This window comes from Pseudomonas sp. L13, from assembly GCF_009935965.1.
GTDB lineage: Bacteria > Pseudomonadota > Gammaproteobacteria > Pseudomonadales > Pseudomonadaceae > Aquipseudomonas > Aquipseudomonas lactis.
The window spans coordinates 25,529-51,247 of sequence record NZ_QODJ01000001.1 but is presented as its reverse complement, the minus strand read 5'-3'; the positions used below and the strand labels follow the sequence as shown (position 1 = coordinate 51,247).

Below are 25,719 nucleotides of genomic sequence, written 5' to 3'. Positions count from 1 at the left end.
TTGTTGCACTGGGGTCTTTCTGGTATAAAGCAGCGCTCTTTTCTAGGGGCCCGGTTCCTTCACTGTAGGTGTAGCCGGTAAGACCCTAAAGAAACGCGGCGCCTGGCGCCAAATGACTGAGAGATTAAGCGGCCAACCCATGCCGGGTTGGGCATGTGGTTTTAGAGGGCTGAGGCATGTCGAGAGTCTGTCAAGTTACCGGTAAGGGTCCGGTGACTGGGAATAACATTTCCCACGCAAATAACAAAACCCGTCGTCGTTTCCTGCCGAACCTGCAGCATCACCGCTTCTGGGTTGAAGAAGAGAAACGTTTTGTTCGCCTGCGTGTATCTGCTAAAGGCATGCGTATTATCGACAAGCGTGGCATCACTGTCGTGCTGGCCGAAATCCGTGCCGCTGGCAAGATCTAAGGAGCTCTATCATGCGTGAATTGATTCGAATGATCTCTAGCGCCGGTACTGGTCACTTCTACACTACCGACAAGAACAAGCGTACTACCCCGGACAAGCTCGAAAAGAAAATGTTCGACCCGCGCGTTCGCAAGCACGTGATCTACAAAGAAGGCAAAATCAAGTAATTGATTTTCTTCCTTGTGAAAAAAAGCCCGTATCTCACGATGCGGGCTTTTTTTTGCCTGGGGTTTGGTGATCAGGCTTTCTCTTCAAACACCACGTAGATCTTGCGGCACGCTTCCAGCACTTCCCAGGTACCGCTGAAACCGGCAGGGATCACAAAGCGGTCGCCGGCTCGCAGGGTCTTGGCATTCCCCTCGGTATCGCGCAATACCGAGACGCCTTGCACGATCTCGCAGTATTCATGCTCGGTGTAGTTGACCTTCCACTGGCCCACTTCACCTTCCCAGACGCCAGCGTTCATCTGGCCGCATGGGCTGTTGTAGTGGTTGTAGAGTGTCTGCTCGGGATCGCCCTTGAGGATTTTCTCGGCGGCAGGGCGGTAGCGTTCGGGGGCGGTGTTGGCTTGGCTGAAATCGACGATGTTCTGGATGCTCATGTGCATTTCCCGTCTGGCCTGCGGTTGGAGAGCCCAAAGTCTATGTTTATTAAAATGAACATCGCAAGGGCGTTTGCCACCGTTATGTCAAATATATTGAAACATCCCCAGCCGCTGGTTTAGGGTGGCAGCTGCCTTGAGCCGAACAGCAGGCTGCTCGGGCAAGCATTCGTGATGGCGCCGGGATAAACCTCCCAGGCCCTTGTATTCAATAAGAGGAGGACACTCGCATGACCACCCTGACCCGTGCCGACTGGGAACAACGCGCCAAGGCTCTGAAGATCGAAGGCCGCGCCTATATCAATGGCGAATACACCGCCGCCGTTTCCGGCGACACCTTCGAATGCATCAGCCCGGTGGATGGGCGCTTGCTGGCCACTGTCGCCAGCTGTGATGCCAGCGACGCCCAGCGCGCCGTAGAAAATGCGCGTGCCACTTTCAATTCCGGCGTGTGGTCGCGCCTGGCGCCGGCCAAGCGCAAGTCCGTCATGATCCGTTTCGCCGCGCTGCTCAAGGCCAACGCCGAAGAGCTGGCACTGCTTGAAACTCTGGACATGGGCAAGCCCATCAGCGATTCCCTGAACATCGACGTTCCCGGCGCGGCGCAAGCCCTGAGCTGGAGCGGCGAGGCGATCGACAAGATCTACGACGAAGTCGCCGCCACACCTCACGACCAATTGGGCCTGGTGACCCGCGAGCCCGTTGGTGTCGTGGGCGCCATCGTGCCGTGGAACTTCCCGCTGATGATGGCCTGCTGGAAACTCGGCCCGGCGCTGTCCACCGGCAACTCTGTCATCCTGAAGCCGTCCGAAAAATCCCCGCTGACTGCCATCCGCATTGCCGCGCTGGCCGTAGAGGCCGGTATTCCAAAAGGCGTGTTCAACGTGCTGCCTGGCTATGGCCACACCGTGGGTAACGCCCTGGCCGTACATATGGACGTCGACACCCTGGTGTTCACGGGCTCCACCAAGATCGCCAAGCAACTGTTGATCCGCTCCGGCGAGTCGAACATGAAGCGTGTCTGGCTGGAAGCCGGTGGCAAGAGCCCGAACATCGTGTTCGCCGATGCGCCGAACCTGCAAGCGGCCGCCGAATCCGCCGCCAGCGCCATTGCCTTCAACCAGGGCGAAGTCTGCACCGCCGGCTCGCGCCTGCTGGTCGAACGCTCGATCAAGGACACCTTCCTGCCGCTGGTGATCGAGGCCCTCAAGGGCTGGAAGCCAGGCAACCCGCTGGACCCAGCCACCACTGTCGGTGCCTTGGTGGATACGCAGCAGATGAACACCGTGCTTTCGTACATTGAAGCCGGCCACGCCGATGGCGCCAAGCTGGTCGCAGGTGGCAAGCGCACCCTGGAAGAGTCCGGCGGCACCTACGTCGAGCCGACGATTTTCGACGGCGTGACCAATGCCATGAAGATCGCCCAGGAAGAGATCTTTGGCCCAGTCCTGTCGGTGATCACCTTCGACAGCGCCGAAGAAGCCATCGCCATCGCCAACGACACCCAATACGGCCTGGCCGCAGCGGTGTGGACGGCGGATATCTCCAAGGCACATCTGACGGCCAAGGCTCTGCGTGCCGGCAGCGTGTGGGTTAACCAGTACGACGGCGGCGACATGACCGCGCCGTTCGGTGGTTTCAAGCAGTCGGGTAATGGCCGTGACAAGTCGCTGCATGCGTTCGACAAGTACACCGAACTGAAAGCGACCTGGATCAAGCTCTAAGCAACACTGCTGATCCTCCTGTAGGAGCGAGCTTGTGTGGGAGCTGGCTTGCCTGCGATAGCATCACCGAGGTGTGGCTGACACACCGAGGCGTCTGCATCGCAGGCAAGCCAGCTCCCACACAGGTCCGCTCCTACAGTTCGTTTTGCAAACCAGAATAATCCACAGGAGCGTGGCAATGCGTTGGGCGACTTATTTCGCCGTGCTGGCCTCGGTACTCAGCGTTGGCCTGGCCCTGGGTGTCAGCATGCCGTTGGTATCCCTGCGTCTTGAAGGCTGGGGTTATGGCAGTTTCGCCATTGGCGTGATGGCGGCGATGCCGGCGTTCGGCGTGCTGCTGGGGGCCAAGGTCTCCAGCCGTATGGCGTCCTGGCTCGGCACTGCCAACCTGATGCGCCTGTGCTTGTGGGCCGGTGCGGTGTCCATCGGCTTGCTGGCAATCCTGCCCAGTTACCCGGTGTGGCTGGTACTTAGGCTGATGATCGGGGTGATCCTGACCATCGTCTTCATCCTTGGCGAAAGCTGGATCAACCAACTGGTGGTCGAGCAGTGGCGTGGCCGACTGGTGGCGCTCTATGGCTGCAGTTATGCCTTGAGCCAACTGTCGGGGCCGTTGCTACTGGGCCTGATTGGCACCGACCATGACTACGGTTTCTGGGTCGGCGCGGGCCTTTTGGTGGTGGCGCCGCTGCTGTTGCTGGGACGTACCGGGGCGCCGACGGCGGATTCGTTCAGCGTGACGTTTGGCGACCTGTGGCGCTTTTGCCTGGGCCTGCCAGCGATTGCCTGGGCCGTGGCGTTGTTCGCTGCCTTCGAAGCGATGATTCTTACGCTGTTGCCGGTGTACTGCCTGCAACAGGGCTTTACCGCCGAGATCGCCTTGGCGATGGTCAGCACGGTGGTGGTGGGCGATGCGTTGCTGCAATTGCCCATTGGCGCGCTGGCCGACTATCTGCCGCGACGTACCCTGTTCCTGGCCTGTGCGCTGCTGTTGCTGGCGTCGAGCCTGGCGGTGCCGTTATTGATGCACACCGTGCTGATCTGGCCGGTGTGGGTGCTGTTCGGCGCCAGTGCCGGCGGATTGTTTACCTTGTCGCTGATTTTGATTGGCGAGCGCTACCGCGACGATGCGTTGGTGCGTGCCAACGCTCATGTGGCGCAGCTGTGGGGCATTGGCTGCTTGATCGGGCCGCTGGTGGCGGGAGCGGGCAGCCAGTGGATCAGCGGGCATGCGCTGCCGCTGTTGATGGCGGCGGGGGCGTTGGGGTTGGTGGTGCTGTTGCTGCGCCAGGGTGCATTCGGTGCCACACAGCCCGCCTGACCTGGAAATGCAATCAATTGTGGGAGCTGGCTTGCCTGCGATAACGGTTTGTCAGTCGCTTATGTGTTGCCTGGCACACCGCTATCGCGGGCAAGCCCGGCTCCCACAGGTGATTTGCAGGGGTTTTAGAGCATGCGTTCCAGGCCGACGCTGGTGGCGAACCAGGCGTTGAACCGTCGCCACCAACTGCCCGGTTCGCGGGTCAAGGTGTGCATCTGGCCGTTGTCTTCTGTTACCCACACCACCTGGCCGTCCTGCAGTCTGGCCTCATAGCTCAACGCCGGCGCCATACCTTCCAGCGCGAGGTTGCGTACGTGTTCGGCCAGCTCGGGGCTGTCCACCAGTACGCCGACTTCGGTGTTCCACAACACTGAGCGCGGGTCGAAATTGAAAGAGCCGATAAACGACTTTTCTCGATCAAAAATCATCGCCTTGCTGTGCAGGCTGGAGTCCGAGCCGCGCCAGCTGCCATGCCGAAACAGGTGCGGGCCGCTGCTTGCGCTGGGGTCGCCGGGTTGCCTGCGCAGTTCATAGAGCTTCACCCCGTGCTCCAGCAACGCTTTGCGATACGGTGCGTAACCGCCATGCACAGCCGGCACGTCGGTGGCTTCGAGGGCGTTGGTCAGCAGACGCACCGAAACACCCGCATCGGCGCGCCCTGTGAGGTAAACCAGCCCAGGTTGGCCCGGCACGAAGTAAGCCGAAATCATGATCAGCTCATGGCTGACCCCCGCAAGTTCTGGCGCCAGCTGAGTGGTCAGCAGCAGTCGTGGGTCGGGGTCGGCCTTGGCCAGTACCTTGCTCGGTGCGTCCCACAGCGCCTGGTTCCAGGCCCAGATCAACTCGCGGCGCCAGATGTCCATGCGGGGCTGGGTCTGGTACGTGCGCAGGCGGTTATACAGCGCGTGGTTCTGCTGACGGGACTGGGCCAGTGAGGCCTCAAGGCGTCCACGGGCGACGGCGAGGTCGACCTTGGAGGGTTTGTTCGAGACGAAGTCATCGATCGGCTTGCTCAGGGCACTGTTCCAGTACTGGTCGAAGCTGTGACCCAATTGCTCGGCCACCGGCCCGACGCTGAGCATATCGATGTCGGTGAAGTTCAGGTTGGGTTCGGCGTCGAAATACTCGTCGCCCAGATTGCGCCCGCCCACGATGGCCACGCTGTTATCGGCCAGCCACAGCTTGTTATGCATGCGCCGGTGTTGCAGTGACAGGTTGAATACCCGGCCCATGGCCCGCGTGACGCCGGTGCTACGCCCCAGGTGCAAGGGGTTGAACAGGCGTATCTGCACCTTGGGATGGGCGGCGAGGGTGGCGATGATCTGGTCGAGGCCATCGCTGGTGGTGTCGTCCAACAGAATGCGTACGCGCACCCCGCGGTCGGCGGCCTTGAGCAATTCGTCCACGAGCATGCGTGTGCTGATGCCGTCGTGCACGATGTAGTACTGCAAGTCGAGGCTGCTCTGCGCGTTGCGGATCAACTCGGCGCGGGCCATGAAGGCTTCACTGCTGTTGGGCAGCAAACGAAAGCCCGAGCGCCCTTGGTAGGGGGCGGCCTGGGCCTGGATCGAGCGACCGAACGAGGAGTCCATCGCTGGCAGGGCATCGCTGGGGATGCGCGGGGTGTTGACCGTGGCGCAGCCGCCCAGGGCCAGGGCGCCCAGCAGGCAAAACGGTAAAAGCCGTCGAATCATCAAGTAAACTGCTTCCAGGTCAGGGCGGTTGTGGCATATGACGGCAATTGCTCGGGAAAGGTCAGTCCGCCGTCTCTTCCAGCATCTTGCCAGCGGCAGCACCTACCTTACGCACAGCCTCTTCAATCTGCGCCGTTGGCTTGGCAGCGTAGTTCATGCGCAAGCAGTTACGGTACTTGCCGGAGGCGGAGAAGATACTGCCCACCGCCACCTGTACGCCTTGTTCCACCAGCACGCGGTTGAGCTTCAAGGTGTCGAACCCTTCAGGCAGTTCGATCCACAGCATGAAACTGCCCTGGGGCCGGCTGGCGCGCGTGCCAGCGGGGAAGTAGCGGCTGACCCAATCAAGCATCAGGTCGCGATTACGCTGGTATTGGGCGCGCATCCTGCGTAAATGCGGCTCGAAATGCCCGCCTTTGAGGAATTCGGCAATGGCGATCTGCGGCTGTGTGGCCGTAGAACCGGTGCTGATGTATTTCATGTGCAGCACCCGTTCCAGATAGCGTCCCGGTGCGACCCAGCCAATGCGCAGGCCGGGCGCCAGAGTCTTGGAGAACGAGCTGCACAGCAGCACACGGCCATCTTCATCGAAGGATTTGATGGTGCGCGGGCGTGGGTAGCTGTAGGCCAGTTCGCCATACACGTCGTCTTCGATAATCGCCACGTCAAAGCGCTGGGCCAGGGTCAGCAAGGCGCGTTTACGCGCTTCCGGCATGATGTAGCCCAAGGGGTTGTTGCAGTTCGGGGTGAGCTGGATGACTTTGATCGGCCACTGTTCCAGCGCCAGTTCCAGGGCTTCGAGGCTGATGCCGGTGAGCGGGTCGGTGGGGATTTCCAGGGCTTTCATGCCCAGGCCCTTGAGAGTCTGCATGGCACCGTGGAAGCTGGGCGAATCCACTGCGACGATATCGCCGGGCTCACAAATCGCGTGAATGCTGGCGGAGAGGGCTTCGTGGCAACCGGTGGTGATCACGATGTCTTCGGCGCTCAGTTGGCAGCCGGAATCCAATGACAGCCGGGCGATTTGCTCACGCAGTTCCATACAGCCGAGGATGTTGTCGTAATACAGCCCCGGCAGGTCTTGGCGGCGGCTGACACGGGCGAGGCTACGCAGCAGCGGCTTCAAGGTGGGCGACAATACATCCGGCATGCCGCGGCCCATCTGTATGACGTCTTTGCGCGGCACCGCACGAATCAGTTCCAGCACCAGGTCCCACTGGGAGATTTCCACTGGCCGTTGGGCCGGGCGGCCTATCTCGGGCAGCGCCGGCAGTTCACGGCCCACCGGCACAAAATAGCCCGACTTGGGCTTGGGCATCGCCAGGCCGTTGTCTTCAAGCAACCGATACGCCTGCTGCACGGTGCTCAGGCTCACCCCATGTTCCACACTCAAGGCCCGCACTGAAGGCAGCCGATCGCCCGGCCGATAAAAGCCCTGTTCAATGCGGGTGCCGAGCAATTCGGCAAGGTTGACGTAAAGGGTCATGGTGCTCACTCCCGAGAGACCAGTACAGATAGGGGGAAAATACAGGATTCAGCCACCCAGCGGCAGTATCTGTATGGGTTTAATAAAAGTTGGCTGAATCTGTCATGGTTCTGGCCGCCCGCGCATGCTGGTCACTCAAGGCAACAGGCCAATGAGGGGCAGTCAAATGAGCGGCATGAGCGATGTACGGCTGGCGTTACGCAGTCAGGAACTGGAAGCGGGGCAGGAGCAGGTGATCACTGCCTCGGCGCCTGGCCGCTGGAGTCTGTTCTGGCGCCGTCGTCATACGCGCAAGGCCTTGCTGGACCTGACCTGCGAGCAGTTACGCGACATCGGGCTGACCGCCGAACAGGCGCGCCGTGAGGGTTTGAAACCCTTCTGGCGCGATTGATCAGAGCAGTTCTTTGAGGCGGTGCCAGAGCATCCCCAGGGCCAGCAGTGGCGAACGCAGGTGTTTGCCGCCGGGGAAGGTGATGTGTGGCACTTGGGCGAACAGATCGAAGCGCCCCTGTTGCTGGCCGCTGATGGCCTCGGCCAGCAGCTTGCCCGCCAGGTGCGTGGCGTTGAGGCCATGGCCGGCATAGGCCTGGGCGTAATACACGTTGGGCTGATCGGCCAGACGGCCAATCTGCGGCAGGCGGTTGGCGCCGATGCCGATCATGCCGCCCCATTGGTAGTCGATTTTCACGTCAGCCAATTGGGGGAATACCTGCAGCATCTTCGGCCGCATGTAGGCGCCGATATCCTTGGGGTCTCGACCGGAGTAGTGGCAAGCGCCGCCGAATAACAGGCGACGGTCGGCGGACAGACGGAAGTAATCCACCGTCACGCGCTGGTCACACACGGCCATGTTCTGCGGCAACAGGCTGGTGGCTTGCGCTTGGCTCAAGGGCTCGGTGGCAATGATGTAGCTGCCGGCAGGCAGCACCTTGCCGCTCAGTTGCGGGTTGAGGCCGTTCAGGTAGGCGTTGCAGGCCAGTACCAGGGTCTTGGCGCGCACAGTGCCTTGGGCGGTATGCACCTTGACCTCAGGGCCATAGTCGATGCGGGTCACTTGGGATTGCTCGTACAGCGCCACGCCCAACTGCTGGGCGACTGCGGCCTCACCCAGTGCCAGGTTCAGCGGGTGCAGGTGGCCGGAACCCATGTCGATCATGCCGCCTACGTAACGATCAGAGCCGATGACCGTGCCCATCTCGCTGGCTTGCAACAGGCGCACTTCGTGGCGGTAACCCAGGCTGTGCAGCTCTTCGGCATCCTCGGCCAGGCCCTGCAGCTCGCGGGGTTTGTTGGCCAGGTCGCAGTAGCCCCAGGTCAGGTCACAGGGGATCTGGAAGCGCTCCACACGCTCGCGCACGATCTCCACGGCTTCCAGGCCCATCAGCTTCATCTGGCGCACACCGTCGCTGCCGATCACCTGGGTGAACTGATCCAGCCCGTGGCCGACACCGCGAATCAACTGGCCGCCATTGCGCCCGCTGGCGCCCCAGCCGATTTTGCGTGCTTCCAGCAACACCACGCGAAAGCCGCGCTCGGCCAGTTCCAGAGCGGTGTTGAGACCGGAGAACCCCCCGCCGATCACACAGACATCGGCGTTCACCTCACCCATCAACGTCGGGTAATCCGGTTGCGGCACGCTGCTGGCAGCGTAGTAGGAAGCGGTGTGCCGGGCGCTGGCGGTCATGGGGAACCTCCCTGTCTGGAAAATTTGACGCAGGATACAGGGGTCGCACGACGCTGTCTGCGCGGGGCGTTTTGCGTCAGAATTCACGTCTATTCGCCGTTCGGTATGAGTTTCGATGAGTTGCAACAGTCAGAAAATCAGCGCGCTGCGTCGCCAGATTCCTTCGTTCGAGTGCGTCCCCGGTTGCCACGACTGCTGTGGGCCGGTGACCACTTCACCCGAAGAAATGTCGCGCCTGCCGCGCAAGACCGCCGCCGAGCAAGAGGCGGCGATGGACGAGCTGAACTGCGTGCACCTGGGGCCCAAGGGCTGCACGGTGTATGACGAGCGGCCGCTGATCTGTCGCCTGTTCGGCACCACCAAGACCTTGCCGTGCCCCAATGGCCGGCGGCCGGTGGAGCTGATTCATCCGCGGGTGGAGAAGCAGATTCATGAATACATGGCGAGTACCCGGCAGGTGCTGGTGTAACGAAGGTACGCGGTCAAAAATGTGGGAGCTGGCTTGCCTGCGATAGCGGTGGGTCAGCTAGCACCTATGCCTCTGAACCGACGCTATCGCAGGCAAGCCAGCTCCCACATTTGAGCGTGTTGTGTCAGTGTGTCAGTCCGGGATCGGCAGGTTCAGGCTCTCTTTCACCTCTTCCATCACGATATAGCTCTTGGACTCGCGCACATGGGGGAGTTTGAGCAGGATATCGCCCAGCAACTTGCGGTACGACGCCATCTCCGAGATCCGCGCTTTCACCAGGTAGTCGAAATCCCCCGACACCAGATGGCACTCCAGCACATGGGGCAGTTTCAGCACGGCCCGGCGAAATTCTTCAAAGGTGTCCCCCGACTTGTAATCCAGGCTGATCTCGACAAATACCAGCAAACTTCCCTTCAAATGCTGGGGATTGAGCCGTGCGTTGTAGCCCATGATGATCCCTTCGCGCTCCAGGCGCCGCACGCGCTCGGTGCAGGGCGTGGTGGACAGCCCGACCTTTTCCCCCAGCTCCGTGAACGAGATGCGCCCGTCGGTTTGCAGGATGCGCAGGATATTGCGGTCGATCTTGTCCAGCTCCCGCTTGGTCTGGGTGTTGGTACGCATAGGGGATACGCCTCTGTCAAAAGGGTTTTTGCCAAGAATTGTCGCCAAATATAGGCATTTATATAGTGAAATGCACTGCCGATTGTTTTTTACACTGCGCCCATCATTGCTCGAATAACACACGTCAGCGGCCAAGCCCGCGATGAGGATATAAAAATGCGCGTTCTGGTCTTGGGTAGCGGCGTCATTGGGGTGACCAGTGCCTATTATTTGGCGCGGGCCGGCTTTGATGTCGTGGTGGTTGATCGTCAGCCTGCCGCTGCCATGGAAACCAGTTTCGCCAACGCCGGCCAGGTCTCCCCTGGGTATGCTTCGCCCTGGGCCGCGCCGGGTGTGCCACTCAAGGCAATCAAGTGGCTGTTGCAACGCCACGCGCCGTTGGCAATCAAGGCCACTGCTGATATCGACCAATACCTGTGGATGGCGCAGATGCTGCGCAACTGCACGGCCAGCCGCTACGCGGTGAACAAGGAGCGCATGGTGCGCCTGTCCGAGTACAGCCGCGACTGCCTCGACGAATTGCGCGCCGAGACCGGCATTGCCTACGAAGGGCGCAGCCTCGGGACTACCCAACTGTTCCGCACCCAGGCCCAGCTCGATGGCGCCGCCAAGGACATCGCCGTGCTGAAAGAGTCCGGTGTGCCGTTCGAATTGCTCGACCGAGCCGGCATTGCCCGGGTTGAACCGGCTCTGGGCAGCGTCACCGATATCCTCGCGGGTGCCTTGCGCCTGCCCAACGACCAGACGGGCGATTGCCAGATATTCACCACGCGCCTGGTCGACATGTGCAAACAATTGGGCGTGGAATTTCGCTTCGAACAAGACATCCAGCGCCTGGACTACGCAGGCGACCGCATCAACGGCGTGTTGATCGACGGCAAGCTGGAAACTGCCGACCGCTATGTCCTGGCCCTCGGCAGTTACTCGCCCCAGCTGCTCAAACCGTTGGGTATCAAGGCGCCGGTGTACCCGCTCAAGGGTTATTCGCTGACCGTGCCGATCACCAACCCGGCAATGGCGCCGACCTCGACCATTCTCGATGAGACCTACAAAGTCGCGATCACCCGTTTCGACAACCGCATTCGCGTCGGTGGCATGGCTGAAATAGCCGGTTTTGACCTGTCGCTGAACCCGCGGCGACGTGAAACCCTGGAGATGATCGTCAACGACCTTTATCCTCAGGGCGGCGATCTGGCCCAAGCCAGTTTCTGGACCGGCCTGCGCCCGACCACCCCAGACGGTACGCCGATTGTGGGTGCTACGCCGTTCAAGAACCTGTTCCTGAACACCGGCCACGGTACCCTCGGCTGGACCATGGCCTGTGGTTCGGGTCGCTTGCTGGCCGACCTGATGGCGAAAAAAACGCCGCAGATCAGCGCCGCAGGTCTCGATATTTCCCGTTATGGCAACCACCAGGAGTCCGCACAACATGTCAATCCAGCGCCAGCTCACCAATGAGCGCATGAGCCAGATCGTTGTCCACAGCGGTACCGTGTACCTGGCAGGGCAAGTCGGTGACGACATGAGCGCCGAGATTGAGCAGCAGACCCGCGAAACCCTGGCCAATATCGAGCGCTTGCTGGACCTGGCCGGTACCGACAAGACCAAGTTGCTGTCGGTGACGATCTACCTGAAGGACATCGACGCCGACTTCGCCAGCATGAACGCGGTATGGGACAAGTGGCTGCCTAAAGGCGTCGCCCCGGCCCGCGCCACCGTGCAAGCCAAGCTGTGCGAACCCGAGATTCTGGTAGAACTGTCTGTCGTGGCTGCGCTGCCGTAACAACGATCCCTCTCCCGGTGCCGAGGTTGTTGGTCGGCACCGGTTTTTTTTACTTTGCTGCCTAGAAGCCTGCCGCCATGCGTCCAGCCCGTGCTCTGATCGACCTCCAAGCCCTGCGCCATAACTACCAATTGGCCCGAGAAGTCACCGGGGCCAAGGCCCTTGCCGTGATTAAGGCCGATGCCTACGGCCATGGTGCGGTGCCCGTGGCCCAGGCGCTGGAAGCCGAAGCCGACGGTTTTGCCGTGGCGTGCATCGAGGAAGCACTGGAACTGCGCGCTGCCGGCATTTTTGCGCCGGTGTTGCTGCTGGAAGGTTTTTTCGAAGCCGACGAGTTGCCCCTGATCATCGAGCAGGATTTGTGGTGCGTGGTGCATTCGTTGTGGCAGTTGGAGGCCATCGAACAGGCGCGCCTGAGCAAACCGCTGACGGTGTGGCTCAAGCTGGACTCGGGCATGCACCGTGTGGGCCTGCACCCCAAGGATTACCAGGAGGCGTATCAGCGCCTGCTCGCCAGCGGCAACGTGGCGAAGATCGTATTGATGAGCCATTTTGCCCGCGCCGATGAGCTCGATTGCGTCAGCAGCAACGAACAAGTAACGGTCTTCGAGGCGGCACGCCAAGGGTTGGCCGCTGAGGTCAGCCTGCGTAACTCGCCTTCTGTATTGGGCTGGCCAAGCGTGTCCAGCGACTGGGTGCGCCCCGGCATCATGCTGTACGGCGCAACGCCCTTTGGCGAAGACCAGGCCCTCGCCGCGCGCTTGCAGCCGGTGATGACCCTGGAGTCCAAAGTGATCTGCGTGCGCGAATTGCCGGCCGGTGAGCCGGTGGGCTATGGCGCCAGGTTCGTCACGCCCAAGCCGATGCGCATCGGTGTGGTTGCCATGGGCTATGCCGACGGTTACCCGCGTCATGCGCCGACCGGCACACCGGTGTTGGTGGCTGGCCAGCGCAGCCGGCTGCTGGGCCGCGTGTCCATGGACATGCTGTGTGTCGACCTCACCGACGTGCCCCAAGCGGGCCTTGGTTCCACTGTGGAGCTATGGGGCAAGCATATCCTCGCCAGTGACGTTGCCGTGGCCGCCGAGACCATCCCCTATCAGATTTTCTGCAACCTGCGCCGAGTGCCAAGGCTCTATTGCGGCGCTTAGGCGCCGGCAACGAACCGAGCAGGCCGGGATTTAGGCCCAAGTGTTGTAAATACTGAACGCTGTCGCCATGATAACGCTCAATTACAACAAAGCCTGAATCCTAGGAGGCTCCTGCATTGGACGTCGGCGAACGACTGCAATCCATCCGTAAACTCAAAGGTCTTTCCCAGCGTGAGCTCGCCAAGCGTGCGGGCGTCACCAACAGCACCATTTCGATGATCGAGAAAAACAGCGTCAGCCCCTCGATCAGCTCCCTGCGCAAGGTGCTGGGCGGTATCCCCATGTCCATGGTCGAGTTCTTCTCCGAAGAAGTCCTCCAGGAAATACCGACGCAGATCGTCTATAAAGCCAATGAGCTGATCGACATCTCCGACGGTGCCGTCACCATGAAACTGGTAGGGCGGGCGCGCCCGAGCCGGGCCATCGCTTTTCTCACCGAGATCTACCCGCCAGGTGCCGACACGGGCGAAGAAATGCTCACCCATGAAGGCGAAGAAACCGGAATTCTGGTGGAAGGTCGCCTGGAGTTGGTGGTCGGCCTTGAAACTTTTGTGCTCGAAGCGGGCGATAGCTACTACTTTGAAAGTACCAGGCCCCATCGTTTTCGCAATCCGTTCGACGTGCCGGCGCGACTAATCAGCGCAGCCACACCCGCGAACTTTTAAGAATAGAGGCGCCCTGCCAGCGTTGCAGAGGTTCCCGCAGCTGTACACCGTGAGGCCGAATCTCCCTTTATTTAATAGGGTTGTTTCGGCCAGGCGGGCTAACCGTTATACTTTCGCCGCCTGCGAAACCGTGGCCGCAGGCGTGAATAGCCACCATTGAGGGTGAACGCGTGAACCTAATTATGAAAATGCTGGCTGCACCAGCAACCGTACTGGCCTTATGGGCTGTCAGCGCTCAAGCTGCGACCAATGATGACATTGCCAAGCGCCTGGAGCCTGTGGGCCAGGTTTGCGTCCAGGGCCAGGAATGCAAGGGCATGGAAGTTGCCGTGGCAGCCGGCGGCGGCGGCGCGAAAACCCCCGATGAAATCATCGCCAAGCACTGTAACGCGTGCCACGGCAGCGGCCTTTTGGGTGCGCCGAAAATTGGCGACACCGCCGCATGGAAAGAACGCGCCGACCATCAAGGTGGCCTCGATGGCATCCTGGCTAAGGCCATCACCGGTATCAACGCCATGCCGCCCAAAGGCACCTGCGCTGATTGCTCGGATGACGACCTCAAGGGTGCGATCAAGAAGATGTCCGGGCTGTAATCGGCCGATCTTCGCCAAAAATGCCGCTTACGAGCGGCTTTTTTGTGCCCGCAATTTATGTATTGAGGCTGTTCATTGCAGCAAAGACCCGGCAAGCTCGGTCCAACTCCAATTCATGGAATGTTCGGGAGCAGTCGGATGGTGCAGTTGTGTTCAATCGAGCAAGCAGTTGACGACGTACTGGCGCGGTTGCCGGCGCATATCCACATGGGCATGCCCTTGGGCCTGGGCAAGCCCAATTTGTTCGTCAACGCGCTGTACCGGCGCATCGCCAAGTTGCCGGAGCGGGCGCTGACTATCTACACCGCGTTGAGCCTGGGTCGCCCGACTATGGGGGATGGCTTGCAGAAACGCTTTCTCGAACCCTTTATCGAACGGGTGTTTGGCGACTACCCCGAACTAGACTTTCTCGCCGACCTGCACAAGAGCAGCCTGCCGAAGAATATCCGTGTGCAGCAATTCTTCATGCAGCCCGGCAGCTTGCTCCACAGCGCCGCGGCGCAACAGGATTACGTCAGCAGCAACTACAGCCATGCGGCCCGCGACATCAATGCCGCCGGCCTGAACCTGGTGGCGCAATTGGTTGCCAGTAGCAGCGAGCATCCCGACCGTCTGAGCCTGAGTTGCAACCCGGATATCACCCTCGACCTGATGCCCATGATCGCCAAGCGGCGCGCGGCCGGGGAGACCATCCTGGTCGTCGGGCAAGTCCATAGCGATTTGCCCTACATGCCTGGCGATGCCGAGTTGGGCATGGACGAGTTCGACTACCTGCTGGATGAAAAAGACAGCACCACGTTGTTCTCCACCCCGAACATGCCAGTGGGCTTCCAAGATCATTTTATCGGCCTGCATGCCAGCACCCTGGTGCGTGATGGCGGTACGTTGCAGATTGGTATCGGCTCCATGGGCGATGCGCTGACCGCTGCCTTGCTGGCGCGTCAGGCCGACAACGAGGCCTATCGCCTGTTGCTCACCGACCTGGATGTGTACCAGTGGGCGCCGTTGATCAGCCGCGAAGGTGGCGTCGAGCCGTTTGCCCGTGGCCTTTACGGTTGCAGCGAGATGTTCGTCAACGGTCTGCTGGTATTGGCCGATGCCGGGATTGTACGGCGCAAGGTCTACCCGGATGTGGCGACCCAGATGCAGGCCAACGCGGGCACCCTGGACGACGCGGCGCAGCCCGATGGCGTGTCGATCCATGGCGGTTTCTTCCTGGGGCCGCGCAGCTTTTACCAGCGTCTGCAGGAAATGCCCCACGCCAAGCGCCAGGCATTCAACATGACCCGCATCAGTTACATCAACGAGCTGTACGGCCAGGAAGAGCTCAAGCGCTTGCAGCGCCTGGATGCGCGGTTTATCAACAGCGCCATCATGGTCACCTTGCTCGGCGCGGGCGTGGCCGATCAGTTGGAAGACGGTCGCGTGCTCAGTGGCGTCGGCGGGCAATACAATTTCGTGGCCCAGGGGCATGCGCTGGAAGGCGCACGCTCAATCCTGATTTTGCGCAGCTGGCGTGAGTCGGCGGGGGAGGTCAGTTCCAATATCGTCTGGGAATACGGCCACTGCACCATTCCCCGGCACCTGCGGGATATCGTCATTACCGAATACGGCATTGCCGACTTGCGCGGTCAGACGGATGCCAAGGTGATCGAAGCGTTGCTGAACATCACTGACTCAAGGTTCCAGCACGACTTGATTGAGCAGGCGCAAAAGGCCGGCAAACTGCCCAAGGATTTCCAGTTGGATCCCCGTTTCGCCGACAACACGCCAGAGCGGCTTCAGGCGATTCAGGCCAGGCACCGTCGCTTGTTCCCGGAATACCCCCTGGGCAGCGACTTCACGGATGAAGAGCGAGATTTGTTGCGGGCGCTGAACTGGCTCAAGAGCAAATTCAAGCTCACGGAAATTCTGGAGTTGGGCAAGGCGGCACTCGACGCGCCGGAGCCGGAGGCGTTTCCCGAGCATTTGAAGCGGATGCGCCTGGATAAGCCGGAGGGCATCAAGGAAGACCTGTATCAACGCTTGCTGCTGGCCGGCCTACAGGCCACCGCCCACTGACGGACCAACGCAAAACCCAATGTGGGAGCTGGCTTGCCTGCGATGAGGTCCTTTCAGTCGACATCTCTGTCGCCTGACACACCGCTATGGCAGGCAAGCCAGCTCCCACACAGTGATTACTCGATAAAAGTCACGACACCACCAGCCAGCGACTTCACGCGCGCCAGCGACTCAACCCGATAACCCTGGGCGTCCAGTTCTGCACGTCCGCCCTGGAACGACTTCTCGATCACGATCCCCAGGCCGGCGACGGTCGCGCCGGCCTGCTTGATGATCGAGATCAGCGCCTGGGACGCCTTGCCGTTGGCCAAAAAGTCATCGATCACCAGCACGCGGTCGCTGCTGGTCAGGTGGCGCGGGGAGATCGCCACGGTGCTTTCGGTTTTCTTGGTGAAGGAATACACCGTGGCTGACAGCAGGTTTTCCGTGAGGGTCAAGGATTGCTGCTTGCGGGCGAAGATCACCGGCACGCCCAGGTTCAGCCCGGTCATGATGGCCGGGGCAATGCCCGAGGCTTCGATGGTGACGATCTTGGTGATGCCCGAATCCTTGAACAGTGCGGCGAACTCGTCGCCGATCAGTTTCATCAGCGCCGGGTCGATCTGGTGGTTCAAAAAGGCGTCAACCTTGAGGACCTGATCGGAAAGCACGATGCCTTCTTCGCGAATTTTCTTGTGCAGTGCTTCCACGGAAAGCTTCCTCTAATGGCGCGTTGTGCGCCGAAAGTAGATTAAAAAGTAGTCGATTCTAGCGCTTTAGCATCGCGCGTATATCCGCCAAGGCGGTGTTGCCGCGAACGGCCTTCACCTCGGTGGGGGTGTCGTCATTGCCTTCCCAGGCCAGGTCGTCCGGCGGCAGTTCATCCAGGAACCGGCTGGGGGCACAATCGATGATTTCACCGTATTGCTTGCGCTTGGCGGCAAAGGTGAAGGCCAGGGTCTGACGTGCGCGGGTAATGCCCACGTAGGCCAGGCGGCGTTCTTCCTCAATGGTGTCGGCTTCGATGCTGGAGCGGTGCGGGAGGATTTCCTCTTCCATGCCCATGATGAACACGTAGGGAAATTCCAGGCCCTTGGACGCATGCAAGGTCATCATCTGCACGCCTTCGGCACCGTCTTCCTCTTCTTGCTGGCGCTCGAGCATGTCGCGCAACACCAGCTTGCCGATGGCGTCCTCGACGGTCATCTCGCCGTCTTCGTCTTTTTCCAGGGTGTTCTTCAACGCCTCGATCAGGAACCAGACGTTGCCCATGCGGTAATCGGCGGCCTTGTCGCTGGAACTGTTGGTGCGCAGCCAGTTTTCATAGTCGATGTCCATGACCATGCTGCGCAGGGCGCTGATCGGGTCTTCGCCGGCGCACTGCTCGCGCACCTTGTCCATGAAGCGCTTGAAGCGGGACAGGCGATCAGTGAAGCGCGTGTCCAGGTGTTCGCCCAGGCCGATTTCGTCGGTGGCGGCGTACATCGAGATCTTGCGTTCGGTGGCGTAGTTACCGAGCTTTTCCAGGGTCGTCGAGCCGATTTCCCGGCGCGGCACGTTGATCACGCGCAGGAAGGCGTTGTCGTCGTCCGGGTTCACGATCAGCCGGAAGTAGGCCATCAGGTCTTTGACTTCCTGACGTCCGAAAAAGCTGTTGCCGCCCGACAGGCGATACGGCACCTGGTGGTGCTGCAATTTCAGCTCGATCAGCTTGGCCTGGTAGTTGCCGCGATACAGGATCGCAAAGTCGCTGTAGGGCCTGTCGGTGCGCAAGTGCAGGCTGAGGATTTCCACGGCCACGCGCTCGGCTTCGGCGTCTTCGTTGCGGCAGCGGATCACACGGATCTCGTCGCCATGACCCATCTCGCTCCACAGTTGTTTTTCAAACTCGTGGGGGTTGTTGGAGATCAGCACGTTGGCGCAGCGCAGGATGCGGCTGGTGGAGCGGTAGTTCTGCTCCAGCATCACCACTTTCAAGGAGGGGTAGTCTTCCTTGAGCAGCATCAGGTTTTCCGGGCGGGCGCCGCGCCAGGCGTAGATCGACTGGTCGTCGTCGCCTACCACGGTGAATTGGTTGCGCGTGCCGATCAGCAACTTCACCAGCAGGTATTGGCTGGCGTTGGTGTCCTGGTATTCGTCCACCAGCAGGTAGCGCACCTTGTTTTGCCACTTCTCCAGGATGTCCTTGTGCTCCTGGAATAGCTTGACCGGTAGCAGGATCAGGTCGTCGAAGTCCACGGCGTTGAACGCCTTGAGCGTGCGCTGGTAGTGGGTGTAGACGATGGCGGCGGTCTGCTCCTTGGGGTTGCGCGCGGCTTCCAGGGCTTCGGCGGGCAGGATCAGGTCGTTTTTCCAGGCGCCGATCATGTTCTTGATCTCGTCGACGCCGTCGTCGCCCGCGTATTCCTTCTGCATGATGTCGGTCATCAAGGCCTTGACGTCGGTCTCGTCGAAGATCGAGAAGCCCGGCTTATAGCCCAGCCGCACATGCTCCTTGCGGATGATGTTCAAGCCCAGGTTGTGGAAGGTGCACACGGTGAGGCCGCGGCCTTCGCCGCCTTTGAGCAGGGTGCCGACCCGCTCTTTCATTTCCCGTGCCGCCTTGTTGGTGAAGGTCATGGCGACGATGTACTGGGCGCGGATGCCGCAGTTCTGGATCAAGTGCGCGATCTTGCGCGTGATCACGCTGGTCTTGCCGGAGCCTGCACCGGCGAGCACCAATAGAGGGCCGCCGACGTAGTTCACGGCTTCTTGCTGCCGGGGATTGAGTCGGGACATACGGAATTTTAGGGGTCGTTGTTCAAAAGGGCGGGCATTTTAACAGGCTGGAAAGATTCTGCTGCCATAGAACGACGGTGTGACGTACCACTCGATCTAAATTTGCCGGTTTTGCTACTTTGCCGCAGGATGTGGAGGAATATCCGAGACGATTATTTACAGTCTGCGTATTTGATAACACCTATCATTTGTCATCCTTTGTCATTGTCAGGCCGCACGTCATAATGGCACCGCTAATGAAATTTTGCAGAGTCTAGGGAGTTAGCGTGTCTACGCCTGTCGAACCCTTGCGTTTGCTGCTGCTGGCCGATGAGCCCGAGTGGGCAGCGTTGTTGCGCGAGTGCCTGGCGCCGATGGGCGAAGGGGCTGTGCTGATCAGTGCGCCCAGCTGGGACTCGGTGAGCCGCCTGTTCGATGACGACCAGGGTGCTGTGTTATTGACCACGCCCAGCCTGCAGCCCGGCCCCGGCCGGTGCAGCCTGCCGTGTGTATTGTTGCTGGAGCAGGAGCCACTGGTGTCGCCGCTGGGTGTCAGCGATTGGTTGGTGTTGGAGGCATTGGACGCCGACACACTGCGCCGCTGCCTGCGCCATGTGCGCGAGCGCGGTGTGCTGGAAAACACTTTGCAGCGCCTGGCCGAGCAAGACCCGCTCACCGGTATTGCCAACCGTCAGGGCTTCCAGACCTTGCTGGCCGCGCGCTTGGCGGACAACGACGGCCGCGGCCTGGCCCTCGGTCACCTGGACCTGGACAACTTTCGTCACGCCAACGATGCCCTCGGCCATCAGGCGGGCGACCGGTTGATCCTGCAAGTGGTGTCGCGGCTCAAGAGCCAGCTCGAAGCCGGGGACCAACTGGCGCGCCTGGGCAGCGATGAGTTTGCCTTGTTGATCGATACCCGCCGGGCGCCCCAGCGCGCCGAATGGATGGCCGAGCGCATCACCGAAGTGATGGCCGAGCCCTACTGGGTGGACGGCGAAAGCCTGTTGATCGGTTGCAGCCTGGGCATGGCCCATGCTCGAGCCCGCGCTGGCGCCGACCCGTTGATGTGGCACGCCCATATCGCCATGCAGCAGGCCAAAAGCACCCAGGGCTGCACCTTCCATATCTTCAATGAACGCATCAACCGCAACGCCCGCAGCCTGGCCGACCTGGAAAGTGAACTGCGCCGGGCGTTGCGCCGCGATGAGTTGGAGCTGCATTACCAGCCGCGCCTGGACCTGGACGACGGTCATATCGTTGGCCTCGAAGCCCTGGTGCGCTGGCGTCACGGCGAGCGCGGCTTGTTGCCGCCCAGCGAATTCGTGCCGCTGGCCGAACAGAGTGGCCTGATCGTGCCATTGGGCTACTGGGTGATCTCCCGAGCCCTGCGCGACATGCAAGACCTGCGCGAACGCGGCCTGCCGCCACTGCACATGGCGGTCAACCTGTCGTTTCGCCAGTTTCAGGACAGCCAGTTGCTGTCCACCCTCAGCCGCCTGATTGCCGAGCGCGGCGTGGAAGCGCAATGGCTGGAGTTCGAATTGACCGAAACCGCAGTGATGCGCCGCAGCGACCTGGTCAAACAGACCATGGACGCCCTTGGCCGGTTGGGTGTGCGGTTTTCCCTGGATGATTTTGGCACCGGTTTTTCGTCGTTTGTGCACCTCAACAGCCTGCCGATTGCCTTGTTGAAGATCGACAAGAGCTTTGTCGGCGGCATGGAAGAGCGCGAAGAAAACCGCAAGCTGGTGCACGCCATGATCAACCTGGCCCACAACCTCAACCTGGAAGTGGTCGCCGAAGGCGTGGAAACCCCTGAGCAGCTTGAGCTTTTGCGCTTGTTTGGGTGCGACCAAGTCCAGGGTTACCTGATCAGCAAGCCGTTGCCGTTGCCCGAACTGGTGGAATACCTGATGTTCGGGCAAAGCCAGCAGGCGCTGTTGGGCTAAGCCTTCAAGGTGGTTCAAATGTGGGAGCTGGCTTGCCTGCGATAGCGGTCGTTCAGCTAAAAATGATTAGCCTGACACACCGCTATCGCAGGCAAGCCAGCTCCCACAGTCGCTACTCAGGCAGTGCCGTCTGGAATCCAACAGGAGCATCCGGCTCCTGCCGAATCATCCGCTTCATCTTCGCCTCAAACGCCCAGGTCAGGCTCACCGCCGCACACGCCAGGCCCAGTGCCAGGCCCCACCAGACGCCGGTTGGCCCCCAGTCCAGGGTGAACGCCATCAACCAGGCCGACGGTGCACCAATCAGCCAATAGCAACCCAACCCCACCAGAAAGGTGGTCTTGGCGTCCTTCAAGCCACGGATACAGCCCATGGCGATGGTCTGCACACCGTCGAACAATTCGAACCAGGCGGCGACGGCCAGCAGGCTCACCGCCAGCACGATAACGTCATGGAACGCCGGGTCGTCATGGTCGAGGAACAACCCTATCAGCGGGTCGGAAAACAGCCACAGCACCGCCGCAAATCCCAGCATCACCATGGCGCCGAACCCTATGCCGACCCGCCCGGCCAGGCGTGCCATCAGCAACTGCCCGGCGCCGTAATGCTGGCCGATGCGCATGGTCACCGCGTAGGACATCCCCGCCGGCACCATGAAGGCCACCGAGACGATCTGCAGAGCGATCTGGTGTGCCGCCAACTGCGTGCTGCCCATGGTGCCCATGCACAACGCCGCAAAGGCAAACAATCCGACCTCTACCGCATAGGTGCCGCCAATCGGCAGGCCCAGGCGCCACAGTTCGCGCAGATAGTGGGTATTCAGACGCAGCAGGCCGGTGCCCAGCGGGTAGGCGGCGTAGGCGCGGTTGCTGCGGATGTACCACATCAAGGCCAGCGCCATGCCATTGGCGACAATGGCGGTCACCAGGCCAATGCCCATCAGGCCCAGCTTCGGCAGGCCGAACATGCCTTCGATCAGCGCATGGTTGAGCAGGTAGTTGACCACGGTGCCGCACAGGCTGATCACCATCACCGGGGTGGCCTTGCCGATGGCGCTGGTAAAGCCGCGCAGGGCCATGAAGCTCAGGTAGCCGGGCAGGGCAAAGGGCAGGATCGTCAGGAATTGCCCGGCTGCCTGCACGTTGGTTTCGGTCTGCCCGAACATCAGCAGCACCGGCTTCAAGTTCCATAACAGCAGCGCCGCCGCCAGGGCCATCAACCACGCCAGCCACAGCCCGGCCTGGGTGAGGCGGGTGGCGCCATCGATATCGCCCGCGCCATGACGAATGGCGACCAGGGTGCCCACGGCCGCGATCACGCCGATGCAAAAGATTGCCATGAACGAATAGCTCGCCGCGCCCAGGCCGCCGCCGGCCAGGGCCTCGGGGCTCAGCCGCGCCATCATCAAGGTGTCGGTCAGCACCATCAGCATGTGCGCCAACTGTGAGGCAATCAACGGCCCTGATAGCCGCAGAATGGCCCAGAGTTCGGTACGTGCCGGATGTTGCATGATCATCACACTCGAATGGTCAGGAAGGTGGGGAAGGGTTGATTCTCGGCGCATTCAGCCCATTGCACAAAAGGATAATAGCGATCGTTGGCATGATTAAAACTCATGCTTGAGCGATTCTGGTAGGGTTTCCGAATTGCGCAGTCGGAGCTTTCAGCATGTCCCGTCGTCTTCCTCCTCTTTACGCCTTGCGGGCATTTGAAGCCGCCTCCCGCCACCACTCCTTTACCCGTGCGGCTGAGGAATTGTCGATTACCCAAAGTGCGATCAGCCGGCATATCCGTACGCTCGAAGAATATTTCGCCTGCCGATTGTTCCAGCGCAGCGGTCGCACGTTGCAGCTCACGGAAGCGGCGCGTTTGTTGCTGCCTGGCGTACGGGAAGGCTTCGCTGCCCTGGAGCGTGCTTGCCATACCTTGAATGCCGAAGATGACATCCTGCGTATGAAGGCGCCGTCCACCTTGACCATGCGCTGGCTGCTGGCGCGGTTGAGTCGCTTCCGCGCCTTGCAGCCAGGCAATGAGGTGCAGCTCACCAGTGCGTGGATGAGCATCGATGAAGTGGACTTCAACCAAGAACCCTTCGACTGCGCGGTGTTGCTTAGCAACGGGCACTTTCCGGCGGACTGGGAGGCCAGTTATCTGTTTGCGGAAATGCTCATCCCGGTGGGAGCGCCCAATCTGCTGGACGACGGTCCCTGGGACGTGACGCGGTTGGCAACCGCCGAACTGCTGCACCCGACCCCGGACCGCCGCGACTGGCGTTACTGGCTGCAGCGCATGGGGCTGTCGTCTCAGGTTTCACTCAAGGGTGGGCAGGTGTTCGACACGCTTGAGCTGGGCATGATCGCCGCCGCCCGAGGCTATGGCGTGTCCATGGGTGATTTGCTGATGGTGGCCGAAGATGTAGCACAGGGGCGCTTGAGCCTGCCGTGGCCCACGGCGGTCGCCAGTGGGGAAAGCTATTACCTGGTGTGGCCGAAAACCCGCCCCGGTGGTGAGCGCTTGCGACGGCTGGCGGAATTTCTTCAGGGGGAAGTCATGGCGATGGAATTGCCCCAGGTCGAACGCCTCGATTGAGTAGCGGCGAGTTGTTAGTGCAATCGTTTGCGGGATACCCCTGTGATTCGCTCAAGTATTGCCAAATGCCGCCGAAGAAGGGGGTTGGAACCATCGTGCATCATCGTTTCCCACTAGATAATTTGCCGAGCAACGCTATGAGATCAGGATGATCCTGGCCTCGGCCAGGAGCTGTCATGTCTCAACCCCGTGCCCGGATTGCCTCCCAGTTAGGCCTCGCACTCGCCGTGATTCTCGCTGTCGTCATCAGCGGCAGTACGGTCTTTGCCTTGCGTACCCTCGACTCCGCCAACCTCGCCACCCGCGAGGAGCACCTGGCCAGCGAGGCGCGTTTACTCGCCGACCAACTCAACACCTTCCACAGCACCTTGCGCGAAAGCACCCAGCGTTTGAGCGGGCTGTTTGAAAAGCGTTTCGGCGCAGGCTTGAGTGTGCGTGCGGACCAGCCCGTTGCCGTGGCCGGCGTGCAGACGCCGAGCCTCTACCTGGGCAACGAGGTGCTGAACAACAACTTCGAAGAAGTGGATGAGTTCAAGCAGATGTCCGGCGGCGTGGCCACGGTGTTCGTGCGCAGCGGCGACGACTTTATCCGCGTCAGCACCTCCCTGACCAAGCAGGATGGCAATCGCGCCATTGGCACCGTACTTGACCGTCAGGGCGCGGCCTACCAGCGCGTTGTGAGCGGCCAGACCTACATCGGGCGTGCCGTGTTGTTCGACCGCTCCTACATGACCCAATACAGCCCCGTACGTGACAGCAGTGGGCAAGTCATCGCCGTGCTGTTCATCGGTTTCGATTACACCGATGCCCAGAACGCTCAGTTTGAAAACCTCAAACGCTTCCGCATCGGCCAGACCGGCTCACTTGCACTGCTGGATGAGCAAAAGCACTGGTTGGTGCCGCCGGCTGGCGTGCAAGCGCCGGATCAGGCGATTGCCGTGATGCTCGACCTGGCGAAAAAGCCGGGTGCAGGCCGTTTCTGGAGCGACAAGAACGAAGATTTCTATAGCGTCTCGGTGCCGTTCGAAGGCGGCCCTTGGGCGGTCATAGCGAGCATGCCCAAGGCTGAGATTCGCGCCGTGACCTGGGAGGTCGGCATCCGCCTGGTGATCGGCAGTGTGCTGGCGATGTTGCTGGCAGTGGGCGCCACGGTGTGGCTGTTGCGCAGCAAGCTGGCGCCATTGAGCGAGCTGGTACGCCAGGCTCAGGCGCTGGGTGCGGGCGATTTGAGTGCGCGCCTCAACGTGTCCAGCCATGACGAAATCGGCCAGTTGGCGCGCAGTTTCAACCAGATGGGTGAAGCGCTGTCGACCATGGTGTCGCATATCCGTACGGCCGCCGAACAGGTCAACAGCCGCGCGCAGGCCCTGTCGGGCTTGTCTGGTGGTGCCTATGAAGGCATGGAGCAGCAGTCCGGCGAGATCACCAGCATGGCCGGCGCGGTGGAAGAGTTCAGTGCTACCTCGCTGAACATCGCCGACAACATGGGCAATACCGAACGCCTGGCTCAAGAGAATGCCCAGCAAACCCGTATCGGCCGCACCTCGATGCAAGAGGCGTCATCGTCCCTGGAACATATCGCCAATGCGCTGAACAGCACCGCTGCCGTGATCAACACCCTGGGCCAGCGCTCCCAGGAAATCGGCGGGATCGTCGGCGTGATTACCGCCATCGCCGAACAGACCAACCTGCTGGCGCTCAACGCCGCCATCGAAGCCGCCCGCGCCGGCGAGCAAGGCCGTGGTTTTGCCGTGGTCGCCGACGAAGTGCGCAACCTGGCTTCGCGCACCCGCCAGGCCACCGATGAAATCTCCGGCATGATCCAGAGCATCCAGCAGGAAACCGGCAACGCCATCAGCACCATGGAACACGGCAATGCGCTGATGCAGGAAGGCCTGTCGCGCAACGCCGACGTGGCCTCGGCCCTGGCGCGTATCGACGAGCAAAGCCGCTCGGCCGGCCAGCAGTTCGCGGCGATTACCACCGCCACCCAGGAACAGAGCAGCACCGCGACTTTGCTCAGCGCCAATCTGCAGAGCATTGCGCTGGCCAACAGCGAGCAGCGTGAAGTGGTTTCCAACCTGGCGGTTACCGCGAAGGAACTGGAGACCTTGGCAGCAGGCTTGCGACATGAGGTGGATCGGTTTCGCTGAAGCACCACCAATAAAGTTGTGGGGGC

23 protein-coding genes are annotated in these 25,719 nt (G+C 61.0%); 15 read left to right on the top strand and 8 right to left on the bottom strand.

Features of this window, described 5'->3' with window-relative positions:
• Positions 1-176 precede the first annotated feature (176 nt).
• Together rpmB and rpmG are read left to right on the top strand one after the other, a co-directional pair.
• Entirely contained in the window at positions 177-410 is a 234-nt protein-coding gene (gene rpmB / locus DK871_RS00255; RefSeq protein WP_003176907.1) for a 50S ribosomal protein L28, read from the top strand.
• Positions 411-421: 11 nt separating this feature from the next.
• On the top strand, positions 422-577 hold the full coding sequence (gene rpmG, locus DK871_RS00250) for a 50S ribosomal protein L33 (protein ID WP_003176906.1): 156 nt from the start codon (positions 422-424) through the stop codon (positions 575-577).
• A gap of 71 nt (positions 578-648) precedes the next feature.
• On the opposite strand, the gene DK871_RS00245 is transcribed toward rpmG, so the two are convergent.
• A complete protein-coding gene (locus tag DK871_RS00245; protein WP_161903612.1) occupies positions 649-1,011 on the bottom strand; it encodes a cupin domain-containing protein in 363 nt (120 codons plus the stop codon).
• Positions 1,012-1,241: 230 nt separating this feature from the next.
• Between DK871_RS00245 and DK871_RS00240 the strand changes: the two genes are divergently transcribed.
• Positions 1,242-2,735 (top strand): aldehyde dehydrogenase, encoded by a 1,494-nt coding sequence (locus tag DK871_RS00240; RefSeq protein ID WP_003195472.1) that lies wholly within the window; start codon positions 1,242-1,244, stop codon positions 2,733-2,735.
• A gap of 178 nt (positions 2,736-2,913) precedes the next feature.
• Entirely contained in the window at positions 2,914-4,056 is a 1,143-nt protein-coding gene (locus tag DK871_RS00235; RefSeq protein ID WP_056790929.1) for an MFS transporter, read from the top strand.
• 125 nt (positions 4,057-4,181) lie between these two features.
• On the opposite strand, the gene DK871_RS00230 is transcribed toward DK871_RS00235, so the two are convergent.
• Positions 4,182-5,750, bottom strand: coding sequence for a phospholipase D family protein (locus DK871_RS00230; RefSeq protein ID WP_161903611.1), 1,569 nt, complete (start codon positions 5,748-5,750; stop codon positions 4,182-4,184).
• Positions 5,751-5,811: 61 nt separating this feature from the next.
• Positions 5,812-7,236 (bottom strand): PLP-dependent aminotransferase family protein, encoded by a 1,425-nt coding sequence (locus DK871_RS00225; protein WP_056790935.1) that lies wholly within the window; start codon positions 7,234-7,236, stop codon positions 5,812-5,814.
• Positions 7,237-7,402: 166 nt separating this feature from the next.
• On the opposite strand from DK871_RS00225, the gene DK871_RS00220 reads away from it, so the two are divergent.
• Positions 7,403-7,627: a DUF1127 domain-containing protein gene (locus tag DK871_RS00220; RefSeq protein ID WP_161903764.1), complete on the top strand. Its 225-nt coding sequence runs from the start codon at positions 7,403-7,405 to the stop codon at positions 7,625-7,627.
• Here DK871_RS00220 and DK871_RS00215 read toward each other — a convergent pair whose 3' ends face one another.
• Complete coding sequence (locus DK871_RS00215) at positions 7,628-8,920, bottom strand: FAD-binding oxidoreductase (protein WP_161903610.1); 1,293 nt, start codon at positions 8,918-8,920, stop codon at positions 7,628-7,630.
• Positions 8,921-9,035: 115 nt separating this feature from the next.
• Between DK871_RS00215 and DK871_RS00210 the strand changes: the two genes are divergently transcribed.
• The gene (locus DK871_RS00210; RefSeq protein ID WP_003195461.1) at positions 9,036-9,389 is read left to right on the top strand and encodes a YkgJ family cysteine cluster protein; all 354 of its coding nucleotides are present in this window, start codon (positions 9,036-9,038) and stop codon (positions 9,387-9,389) included.
• A 132-nt stretch (positions 9,390-9,521) separates the two neighbouring features.
• Here DK871_RS00210 and DK871_RS00205 read toward each other — a convergent pair whose 3' ends face one another.
• The gene (locus DK871_RS00205; RefSeq protein ID WP_003176896.1) at positions 9,522-10,010 is read right to left on the bottom strand and encodes an Lrp/AsnC ligand binding domain-containing protein; all 489 of its coding nucleotides are present in this window, start codon (positions 10,008-10,010) and stop codon (positions 9,522-9,524) included.
• A 156-nt stretch (positions 10,011-10,166) separates the two neighbouring features.
• Between DK871_RS00205 and dadA the strand changes: the two genes are divergently transcribed.
• From dadA to DK871_RS00175, 6 genes are all read left to right on the top strand, one after another.
• Positions 10,167-11,468, top strand: coding sequence for a D-amino acid dehydrogenase (gene dadA, locus DK871_RS00200; RefSeq protein WP_161903609.1), 1,302 nt, complete (start codon positions 10,167-10,169; stop codon positions 11,466-11,468).
• Positions 11,440-11,793 (top strand): RidA family protein, encoded by a 354-nt coding sequence (locus DK871_RS00195; RefSeq protein ID WP_161903608.1) that lies wholly within the window; start codon positions 11,440-11,442, stop codon positions 11,791-11,793. Before dadA ends, DK871_RS00195 begins: the two co-directional genes overlap by 29 nt.
• Positions 11,794-11,870: 77 nt before the next feature.
• Positions 11,871-12,944, top strand: a complete 1,074-nt coding sequence (gene alr, locus DK871_RS00190) for an alanine racemase (RefSeq protein ID WP_161903607.1) — start codon at positions 11,871-11,873, stop codon at positions 12,942-12,944.
• A 116-nt stretch (positions 12,945-13,060) separates the two neighbouring features.
• Positions 13,061-13,609, top strand: a complete 549-nt coding sequence (locus DK871_RS00185) for a cupin domain-containing protein (RefSeq protein ID WP_032894548.1) — start codon at positions 13,061-13,063, stop codon at positions 13,607-13,609.
• 182 nt (positions 13,610-13,791) lie between these two features.
• The gene (locus DK871_RS00180) at positions 13,792-14,202 is read left to right on the top strand and encodes a cytochrome c5 family protein (RefSeq protein ID WP_034129081.1); all 411 of its coding nucleotides are present in this window, start codon (positions 13,792-13,794) and stop codon (positions 14,200-14,202) included.
• A gap of 138 nt (positions 14,203-14,340) precedes the next feature.
• On the top strand, positions 14,341-16,263 hold the full coding sequence (locus tag DK871_RS00175) for an acetyl-CoA hydrolase/transferase family protein (protein ID WP_161903606.1): 1,923 nt from the start codon (positions 14,341-14,343) through the stop codon (positions 16,261-16,263).
• Between the two features lie 116 nt (positions 16,264-16,379).
• Here DK871_RS00175 and DK871_RS00170 read toward each other — a convergent pair whose 3' ends face one another.
• On the bottom strand, positions 16,380-16,952 hold the full coding sequence (locus DK871_RS00170; RefSeq protein ID WP_003195447.1) for a xanthine phosphoribosyltransferase: 573 nt from the start codon (positions 16,950-16,952) through the stop codon (positions 16,380-16,382).
• Between the two features lie 58 nt (positions 16,953-17,010).
• Positions 17,011-19,020: a DNA helicase Rep gene (rep, locus tag DK871_RS00165; protein WP_003195444.1), complete on the bottom strand. Its 2,010-nt coding sequence runs from the start codon at positions 19,018-19,020 to the stop codon at positions 17,011-17,013.
• Positions 19,021-19,286: 266 nt separating this feature from the next.
• Here rep and DK871_RS00160 point away from each other — a divergent pair, with 266 nt between their 5' ends.
• The gene (locus tag DK871_RS00160; protein WP_161903605.1) at positions 19,287-20,951 is read left to right on the top strand and encodes a bifunctional diguanylate cyclase/phosphodiesterase; all 1,665 of its coding nucleotides are present in this window, start codon (positions 19,287-19,289) and stop codon (positions 20,949-20,951) included.
• Positions 20,952-21,063: 112 nt separating this feature from the next.
• Here the strand turns inward: DK871_RS00160 and DK871_RS00155 are convergent, their stop codons facing one another.
• The gene (locus DK871_RS00155) at positions 21,064-22,467 is read right to left on the bottom strand and encodes a NorM family multidrug efflux MATE transporter (protein ID WP_161903604.1); all 1,404 of its coding nucleotides are present in this window, start codon (positions 22,465-22,467) and stop codon (positions 21,064-21,066) included.
• A gap of 152 nt (positions 22,468-22,619) precedes the next feature.
• Between DK871_RS00155 and DK871_RS00150 the strand changes: the two genes are divergently transcribed.
• Complete coding sequence (locus DK871_RS00150) at positions 22,620-23,540, top strand: LysR substrate-binding domain-containing protein (protein WP_161903603.1); 921 nt, start codon at positions 22,620-22,622, stop codon at positions 23,538-23,540.
• 176 nt (positions 23,541-23,716) lie between these two features.
• Positions 23,717-25,693 (top strand): methyl-accepting chemotaxis protein, encoded by a 1,977-nt coding sequence (locus DK871_RS00145; protein ID WP_161903602.1) that lies wholly within the window; start codon positions 23,717-23,719, stop codon positions 25,691-25,693.
• Positions 25,694-25,719 lie beyond the last annotated feature (26 nt).

Excerpts from the sequence above, each read along its gene's own strand:
- rep (WP_003195444.1), bottom strand. The coding sequence starts at position 19,020 with ATGTCCCGACTCAATCCCCGGCAGCAAGAAGCCGTGAACTACGTCGGC.
- alr (WP_161903607.1), top strand. The coding sequence starts at position 11,871 with ATGCGTCCAGCCCGTGCTCTGATCGACCTCCAAGCCCTGCGCCATAAC.
- DK871_RS00175 (WP_161903606.1), top strand. The coding sequence starts at position 14,341 with ATGGTGCAGTTGTGTTCAATCGAGCAAGCAGTTGACGACGTACTGGCG.
- DK871_RS00215 (WP_161903610.1), bottom strand. The coding sequence starts at position 8,920 with ATGACCGCCAGCGCCCGGCACACCGCTTCCTACTACGCTGCCAGCAGC.
- rpmB (WP_003176907.1), top strand. The coding sequence starts at position 177 with ATGTCGAGAGTCTGTCAAGTTACCGGTAAGGGTCCGGTGACTGGGAAT.
- DK871_RS00150 (WP_161903603.1), top strand. The coding sequence starts at position 22,620 with ATGTCCCGTCGTCTTCCTCCTCTTTACGCCTTGCGGGCATTTGAAGCC.
- DK871_RS00180 (WP_034129081.1), top strand. The coding sequence starts at position 13,792 with ATGAAAATGCTGGCTGCACCAGCAACCGTACTGGCCTTATGGGCTGTC.
- DK871_RS00205 (WP_003176896.1), bottom strand. The coding sequence starts at position 10,010 with ATGCGTACCAACACCCAGACCAAGCGGGAGCTGGACAAGATCGACCGC.
- DK871_RS00195 (WP_161903608.1), top strand. The coding sequence starts at position 11,440 with ATGTCAATCCAGCGCCAGCTCACCAATGAGCGCATGAGCCAGATCGTT.
- rpmG (WP_003176906.1), top strand. The coding sequence starts at position 422 with ATGCGTGAATTGATTCGAATGATCTCTAGCGCCGGTACTGGTCACTTC.
- DK871_RS00220 (WP_161903764.1), top strand. The coding sequence starts at position 7,403 with ATGAGCGGCATGAGCGATGTACGGCTGGCGTTACGCAGTCAGGAACTG.
- DK871_RS00145 (WP_161903602.1), top strand. The coding sequence starts at position 23,717 with ATGTCTCAACCCCGTGCCCGGATTGCCTCCCAGTTAGGCCTCGCACTC.
- DK871_RS00230 (WP_161903611.1), bottom strand. The coding sequence starts at position 5,750 with ATGATTCGACGGCTTTTACCGTTTTGCCTGCTGGGCGCCCTGGCCCTG.
- DK871_RS00210 (WP_003195461.1), top strand. The coding sequence starts at position 9,036 with ATGAGTTGCAACAGTCAGAAAATCAGCGCGCTGCGTCGCCAGATTCCT.
- DK871_RS00235 (WP_056790929.1), top strand. The coding sequence starts at position 2,914 with ATGCGTTGGGCGACTTATTTCGCCGTGCTGGCCTCGGTACTCAGCGTT.
- DK871_RS00225 (WP_056790935.1), bottom strand. The coding sequence starts at position 7,236 with ATGACCCTTTACGTCAACCTTGCCGAATTGCTCGGCACCCGCATTGAA.
- dadA (WP_161903609.1), top strand. The coding sequence starts at position 10,167 with ATGCGCGTTCTGGTCTTGGGTAGCGGCGTCATTGGGGTGACCAGTGCC.
- DK871_RS00245 (WP_161903612.1), bottom strand. The coding sequence starts at position 1,011 with ATGAGCATCCAGAACATCGTCGATTTCAGCCAAGCCAACACCGCCCCC.
- DK871_RS00240 (WP_003195472.1), top strand. The coding sequence starts at position 1,242 with ATGACCACCCTGACCCGTGCCGACTGGGAACAACGCGCCAAGGCTCTG.
- DK871_RS00155 (WP_161903604.1), bottom strand. The coding sequence starts at position 22,467 with ATGATCATGCAACATCCGGCACGTACCGAACTCTGGGCCATTCTGCGG.